Annotated in this window: 4 protein-coding genes and 3 pseudogenes; all 7 read right to left on the reverse strand. The window is 39.2% G+C overall.

Annotated features, from left to right (window positions below):
- Window positions 1–144: 144 nt before the first annotated feature.
- Window positions 145–543, reverse strand: a pseudogene (locus BHE89_RS08300) (tellurium resistance protein TerW); the annotation flags it as partial.
- A gap of 286 nt (window positions 544–829) precedes the next feature.
- Window positions 830–1,774: an HpcH/HpaI aldolase/citrate lyase family protein gene (locus BHE89_RS08305; protein ID WP_069369679.1), complete on the reverse strand. Its 945-nt coding sequence runs from the start codon at window positions 1,772–1,774 to the stop codon at window positions 830–832.
- Window positions 1,774–1,980, reverse strand: a pseudogene (locus BHE89_RS27400) (RNA-binding protein); the annotation flags it as partial. The pseudogene BHE89_RS27400 and the gene BHE89_RS08305, both read right to left, overlap by 1 nt.
- Window positions 1,981–2,105: 125 nt before the next feature.
- Window positions 2,106–2,850 (reverse strand): annotated as a pseudogene (locus BHE89_RS08310) (cysteine protease StiP domain-containing protein); the annotation flags it as partial.
- A 2-nt stretch (window positions 2,851–2,852) separates the two neighbouring features.
- Window positions 2,853–3,623: an HAD family hydrolase gene (locus tag BHE89_RS08315; RefSeq protein ID WP_069369677.1), complete on the reverse strand. Its 771-nt coding sequence runs from the start codon at window positions 3,621–3,623 to the stop codon at window positions 2,853–2,855.
- Window positions 3,616–4,764 (reverse strand): phosphoribosyltransferase domain-containing protein, encoded by a 1,149-nt coding sequence (locus tag BHE89_RS08320; RefSeq protein WP_069369676.1) that lies wholly within the window; start codon window positions 4,762–4,764, stop codon window positions 3,616–3,618. Before BHE89_RS08320 ends, BHE89_RS08315 begins: the two co-directional genes overlap by 8 nt.
- 2 nt (window positions 4,765–4,766) lie before the next feature.
- Entirely contained in the window at window positions 4,767–5,834 is a 1,068-nt protein-coding gene (locus BHE89_RS08325; protein WP_069369675.1) for an ATP-grasp domain-containing protein, read from the reverse strand.
- Window positions 5,835–5,968: the final 134 nt, after the last annotated feature.

Below are 5,968 nucleotides of genomic sequence, written 5' to 3' on the forward strand. Positions count from 1 at the left end.
ACTACGCGTGGAATTATTTAAATAAGATAATCTATCAATCTTGCGTAATGCTGACATTTTTAATGAAAGTGACACCGATTTCTTCTTATCTTTATCGAGTAAACGCGGCTTCTCATTCCATTGTGGCGATATCTTCACTGGAGGATCACTACGCGTGGAATTATTTAAATAAGATAATCTATCAATCTTGCGTAATGCTGACATTTTTAATGAAAGTGACACCGATTTCTTCTTATCTTTATCGAGATAAACGCGGCTTGTCATTCCATTGTGGCGAATATCTTCACTGGAGGATAATGCCTCACGCATACGACGTAACGCCTTGCTATCGAGTTGACCTCGTTCAGTCATTTGATATGCACGAGAAGCTTTACTGTATTTTATTTCAGCACCATAAGAATCTCTTATCTCTTTTAATACGCGAGTTAATGTAGGCTCTGAGCATTCAAGAGCAGAAATAATCTTAATGGTTGGAACCTTTTTCCCTGAGCTTAAAAGGATTGCCAGTGTAAAGACTCTGATCTGACGAGTGCTTAATTGCATGCTTAGTTACCACTTATTTTGTCATTTGTGTGTTAAAATATTCAGCAATTAATTTTTATTATTCTTGTTCTTTGTTAACAAGGATAAATAAAATAAGCTTCCTATTAAATGTAGTATAAATTAATAATTGAAATAAAAAAAACGTACTGTTTAAAATAAAAATATTTACATGTATTTTTATAAGTTCTAGTTAAAGATAACACGCTTTAACTAGAAACTTATAAATCAAAATCAATATAAGATAATTATTCCCTCCCATATTGATTACAAGCCGTTATAAAGTATTTTATGTTGCATTAAAACGTTGAGCATTATTTTGTTGGTTAGGAATAATGCCATAAATTTTAGCTCTGGTTAAAATACTTAATGCCCAGCGACGATGTGTCGCAGGTTCACACATTGCACCTTGTGATTTAAAGACCGCTTGTGTTGAATTTAAAATACGTAATGCATCGGAATGATCGGATTGAGACACCATAAGTGCTTGTTCAATCTTATGAATTTGCTTTGGATGAATGGCCGTTTTACCAACAAGACCATTAGCAATATCAAGTGATAGCTCTTTATCCATAATGTGATGATCATCAATATGCTCACAAACAGGTGCTGTGAGGGCAAATTGGCGAGCACCAAAAACAGCAACTAACATTTTTATCACGTAACCCATTGGACCATCATAAAGTGTTAATTGGCGGTTTCGTCTAAGAGAAATGACATTCATTAAATCATTGCCACCAATACGTAATGCAATAATTCTGTTATGGCAAGGGTGAGCCAGTAGGTGGTTTGCAAGCTCTGTCATTTGAATAACATCAAACACTTCTTCTGTTTCAAGTGTTGGCATCATACATAAATGCGTGTTTTCAATAATATTCCACCAAATAGGCAGAGAAGCTTGCGTAAACTTAGGCAAAACAAGACCATCAATGGCACTGACATCAAGATTTTCAGTGATCCATTGACCCATTTCAGTGTGGCGAGGGCGAATAAATAGCAGTGGCCAATGGCTACAATCACTGTTTTTTTTGTGCTCTGCTAAAGTATTTAATAATACGGCCAAGTTTTCTAATGCAACAGGAATATCAGCATCACTCACGGCATCTTCTAAGCAGATAATTAAAGAGCGTAGCCCTTCGATTTTCTGGTTGATAATCGTTGTGGCGATATCTGTTCGTGTTGCGGGCATATAAAGTGTTGCCCCTAAATTCCATGGGGATAATCGTTCAATCATTATTTCACCTTTTTAATGATAGTCACTGCACGATATTGACCAAGCGCTTGCCCTGCTTCAATAACAGCAATATTTTTTTCTTGTGCAAGATAAACCAGTAAAGCGACATCAGGATCGGTTATTTCTCTCACAAGAACATGGTCAGGTACACGGCGTAAAACAGCGCGTGTGGCTTCAGCAATACCGGGTTTTATACGATTGATATTTGAAATATCATATTTGTTTGCAAGTGAACCAACGACGTTTTCGCTTAGCTTTTTTAAGTCTGATTGTTGTTCTTTAAATGTGGCGAGTGGAATAGTGTTATCGATTAATGTATTAACGATTTTTCCCACCGTATCAACAAGGTAACGACTGCATTCATACTGTTTTAAATGTTGGCAATCCACAAACCCGTGAAAGCCTTCTTCCGTCCAAATTGAACGTGAAATTAATCCGGAAACAGGTGCCCCCATGATCCCAAATGGGATAAGCCAATCTTCATCGCTGGCACTTAACCATGCACAGCCACAAGGATCCGCGAGGACGACAAGACGAGGTTGAGGTGGATAGCCTTTTCGTCCTGATAATGAACGAATAAGTTCACCTGTAATCGCGCCTTTGCCTGTCCATCCATCAACAAACACAATACCTTCTGTACCGTGGTGTTGTTCTATCCATGAAAGCGCTTCACTATCAATGCCTCTATCTCGAATAATACTAATGCCGTAGTGGTAAGAGGTTTTCCCCATTTTACGCAATGTTTGTTGCAACATAACGCCTAAAGGAACACCTGCACGAACAAGGCTTGTTAAGATAATTGGGGTATCACCAAAGTGTTCAACCAGTGATTTAGCCAACATGATAACTTCGGTTGCTAAGCGTGTCGCACCTGTTTCTAGTGCTTTTTCAAAGAGATCTAAATGCCATGTTGTTGGCTCTGGCTCTTGACTTAGCATGTCAGAATAGTGGCGTTGACCCGATTGTATTAGCGCTTCTTTTAACTCAACAGGCGTCATTTCGATATTAACGGGTTGAAGTAGGAAATCGACATCTCCTGATACATAAGAGCCTGAAAAAGGCTTATGATCCATCATGTTTATTCTCCAAAAATTTTTGTATTGATCGCATCGGCAAATTGGCTTTGACGAGGAAGTCCATACCAACTGCATAATTTCATAAAGCGATGATCACTTAGACTGTCACCGAGTCCAATCACAGGGAAAACACCCCGCTCAGCGTTTAATTTATTAAGCAAATAGGTAACCGCTTTGCCTTTTTCGATAGACTCAGGTAACCAAGCGATATTGTTGCTGTTGCGATGAATATAAAAACCGTCGGTTGAGAATGTTTTTTCTATTTCATCACCTATGGCATACAGTTCATCTAATCGGGTGCTATCGTTATGCTTCATGACTAAATAAATAGGCAAATCATCGTATTCATAGTTAATACGAGCCCAACCATCAATATTGCGTTCCGCCATTAATTGCGTAATTGATTGTTGTAGCGTCAACAAACGCGGTGTATAGGGTACTAAGCTTTGAGTGATGCACTGTTTCCATTGTGCATCAGCATGACCTTCAGGGGTTAATATCACCGCACCATGTGTGGTGATCGCCCAAGAATGAAAAGGAATGGTGACGCGACTAATCTCTTCTGTTCCCCGTGCAGTAACAGGGATTAAATCCGCGTGCTCTAACATCCAATCTACAAGCATGGCTTGTTCTTGGGTCATAAAACTACGGGGTTCTAAGCTTCTATCTAGCGCGCCAGTTTTATAGGGTTCTAGTGCTAATTCATCCACCATCTTACGACGTGTTTGAAATAGGGTGTCATCGAGATCAGTTAAAATAACGGGCTTAGTCATAACTTATTACCTCAACAATAGGGGCAACTTTATTGAGGACTTCAATCAATTGTCTATCAATACTTTCGGCGGGTGTTTCACAGCAAAGTAAAATGCGATCAAATTGTTGATGTGCCACGTTATAGACGAAATTAGGAATACCTAAACCATAATTATCAGTAAATGTAATCGCTGATTGAATGGCAAAATTGGTTGAAATCGGTGAACGCGTTGTCGAACTATATTTTACGATAGCACCTTGTTTTTCAAGGCGTTCCGCGAGTAAGAACGGCTCCCAGACAAATTCTCCCGATCCTAAAACAAGGATCTTTTCACCCAAAGACGCTTTGATGGATAAACCCAGATCGCAGGCGGGCGTTGTCATCCCTAATCGTCCCCAGCTCTGTTTACCGGTGATCGCAACTTGTCCTGATGCAGTGATATTAACATTCGGCATAACCGGCAAAGGTGCATTTGGATCGGCATCCCATTGCCATTTCCCTTGCACTAAAGAGAGGGCTTTAATCGGTAATGGGGAGCGGTCAGCGATAGCATTACCACTCCAATCAGTTAAGGTTACCGCGATAACCTGTTCAATATGGCTTAATCCACCTTCTTCACGTAATGCGGAAAGCAGATTAATAAAGGTATTACCTGTCGTCGCTTCATCATCAATCAATACAACGGTTTTTGCTTGTAGTACCCACTGGCGTTGCTCTGTTGTTTTAGGCAAATAAAGCAAGTGATCTGTTGCATGACTGTGATTTTCTTTAAATTCACACAATAGCTCACCGTTATCAACAGGATGGCGTGTTGATGTTAGATAAATGGCCTGTTGATAGCGATGCCTCACTTCATCAAAAATACCCGCACCTAATCCTACCGCGGTTTCTGCCATACCAATAAACAAAACAGGGCCTTCAAGTGGATCAGGAAATTGACGAGCGAGTTTTTGATAAGTTTCACGCATTTTTTTCGGTGAAACAGGGATATGACGCCCTAATACTTTACTGACAAATAGAAATGCACGCTTAGGGTTGCGTCTTTCTGCAATATCAAATAATTCATCAAGTAACTCAATAGAGCAATTTGGTGTCACACTTAATGTGCCACAAGAAAGAGGGCGACGATAAATGGATGAGTCACTTATACTATTTTTCATTATTAATTATTATCCGTACTGATTACGTTTGTTAACGTTGAATTGAAAACAATAGAATCGGTGATTACACGTATTTTTGTTGGTGTAAAATGGTTATTTTCGGCTTGAGCCTCTTCAATACTCATTAATCCTAATTGGCGTAAAGCAAAAATACCGGCAAGATTTATTCCACAATGTTGGGTATAACCAATACCACCAGAAGGGCGCATATTAATTTCAAGTAAGAGTGGGCGTCCTTGATGATTATGCCGAGTTTGCACATTCACAAGCCCGTCAGCTTTCATCGCTGTTGCGCATGCTTTGCCTAATTCATAAGCCTCACCTGAAATTTCTAGATGTTGTATTGCGCCCTCTTTGCGTCGAGCAACAGCGGCAATAACATCACCTTGTTCTACCACCATATCAACAGAGTATTCAGGACCAGGTAAATAAGGCATTAAGACTAAAGGTTCAAAATGTTCCACGGTTTTTAATGCATCAAGATATTGTTGAGGATTAACTTGGCGATTCTCTGGGTGATTAAACAGTGCCATTGCCGAAATTTGATTATCAAAGCGCCAAAAACCCATGCCATAAATCCCTTTTACAGGTTTGATACATAAAGGTAATTCACCAAAAGGAGGCGCTTTTATGTATGCTTCTAGTTCATCAATAGATTCAATACAGATAGAAGGTACTGCAGGAAGCCCACACTCTTCCATCGCTTGTGCAAAGGCGACTTTATTATCAGCTAATTGAAGCTGCTCAGGTTGTGTGGCCCCAGTGGTTAATTTTACCCCAAAAGACTCAATTTCTTGACGGTGTAATTCAAACCATGTGCTATTACGACCAGTATGAATGGCATTGACGTGATGTTGTTTTACAACATCCGAGATAAATTGTAAGCGTAATGTCTCTTCATGAGGTTCATAAAAAGCCCCATCTGCAAGCGATAAAATCTCATTTCGAGTATGACGATGAGATGCGAGCACAACAATTTCTTGGTGCTGTTGTTTTGCAAAGTCTTTAACACCTTGAATAATATCGCGTTGTGATGATAAACCTTCCATAAACCAAATCGTATTGTTCATTACGCTGTATACCGTGAAATAAAAGTGTAGAGTTCAAGTCCTATAATCATGAAGATTTCGAAGATTAGTGTCAATCATAATATGATTTATTTTGGTTAATTTTAAAATCAGATGATTGTGCCGGTTATTATTAT

The organism is Shigella sp. FC1967 (genome assembly GCF_001743005.1).
Taxonomy (GTDB): domain Bacteria; phylum Pseudomonadota; class Gammaproteobacteria; order Enterobacterales; family Enterobacteriaceae; genus Proteus.